This window comes from Porcipelethomonas sp. (genome assembly GCF_051893655.1).
Classification (GTDB): Bacteria; Bacillota; Clostridia; order Oscillospirales; family Ruminococcaceae; genus Porcipelethomonas.
Window position 1 is genome coordinate 1,133 of the sequence record NZ_JBJFHN010000068.1, and the last position, 1,734, is coordinate 2,866.

The following is a 1,734-nucleotide window of genomic DNA, read 5'->3' on the forward strand; positions in this document are numbered from 1 at the left end:
GAGCCTTATGTAAAATAAATCATTAAAGTAAAATACGTATAAAAGTTTTTTGCCTGTTTTTTTCAATTTTTCCCTTAAGGTTCAATTTATTAAATGGTCGAGCCTTATGTAAAATAAATCATTAAAGTAAAATACGTATAAAAGTTTTTTGCCTACTTTTTTTCAAAAAAGTAGGAAGGAGGAATAAAAAATGGTTAGAGAAGATTTAAGAAACATTGCTATTATCGCCCACGTTGACCATGGTAAAACAACACTGGTTGACGAGATGCTAAAACAGGGAGGCGCTTTCAGGGAAAATCAGGTTGTTGCTGAGAGAGTAATGGACAACAATGATATTGAACGTGAAAGAGGTATTACAATTCTTGCAAAAAATACTTCATGCTGCTATAAGGGAACTAAAATAAATATTATTGACACTCCCGGACACGCTGACTTCGGCGGCGAGGTAGAGCGAGTTCTGAGTATGGTCGACGGCGTACTTCTCCTTGTTGACGCTGCCGAGGGAGCTATGCCGCAAACCAGATTCGTGCTTTCAAAGGCACTGGAAATGAATCACAAGATCATTATCGTTGTTAACAAGATCGACCGTCCTGACGCACGTCTTGATGAAATCGGCGACGAAATATTAGAGCTTCTTTTAGACCTGGACGCAAATGATGAACAGCTTGAAAGTCCGATACTTTTCTGCTCGGGAAGAGCTGGTACGGCATCTTTAAGCCAGTATGAAGAAGGAAAAGACCTTACTCCGCTTTTTGATACCATTATAAATTATATAGATCCGCCGAAGGTTGAGGAGGACGGACCTTTCCAGATGCTGATTTCTTCTATTGATTACAATGATTATGTAGGAAGAATCGGAATCGGACGTATTGCAAGAGGAAAAGCAAAGGTAAATCAGAACGTGGTTGTTTGCAATCATCAGCAGCCTGATAAGAAAATCACAAATGCAAAGCTTGTTTCACTTCTCCAGATAGAAGGACTTCAGAGAGTTCCTGCAGAAGAAGCAGAGGCTGGAGATATCGTGTGGATAAGCGGTATTGACGGTATTACAATAGGCGATACTATTTGCTCGCCTGACGCCGTTGAGGCAATTCCTTTTACAAAAATCAGCGAGCCTACTGTTGAAATGACATTTTCTGTAAACGATTCTCCGTTTGCCGGAAAAGAAGGCAAGTTTGTAACCTCTCGTCAGCTGAGAGAAAGACTTTTTAAGGAAACTCTCAGAGATGTTTCACTGCGTGTTGAAGAAACAGAAAATACTGACGCTTTCAGAGTTGCCGGAAGAGGTGAAATGCATCTTTCAATACTCATTGAAAATATGAGACGTGAAGGATATGAACTTTCTGTTTCTACTCCCAGAGTACTTTTCCATGAGGACGAAAATGGTAAAAAGCTTGAGCCTGTTGAAAGACTTGTAATTGATGTGCCGGAAGAATGTGTGGGCTCGGTTATGGAAAAAATGGGTACAAGAAAGGCTGAAATGCTTGAAATGCACCCGCAGGGTTCAAGAATGAAACTCGAATTTTTAATCCCGTCAAGAGGACTTTTCGGCTACAAGAGCGAATTCCTGACAGATACAAAGGGCGAGGGCATTATGTCCAGCGTATTCGACAGCTATCAGCCTTACAAGGGCGAAATCCCCAGAAGAAATACTGGTTCTCTGGTTTCCTTTGAAACAGGTGAAGCTGTAACATACGGTCTTTACAATGCACAGGAAAGAGGTCAGCTGTTTAT

The 1,734-nt window shown here is 40.8% G+C and carries 1 protein-coding gene; it reads left to right on the plus strand.

All coding sequences use genetic code 11. The annotated features are described in order from the left end of the window. Nucleotides 1-190: 190 nt before the first annotated feature. A partial coding sequence (typA, locus tag ACI4WO_RS03810; protein WP_439806232.1) for a translational GTPase TypA occupies nt 191-1,734 on the plus strand: 1,544 nt, incomplete at its 3' end.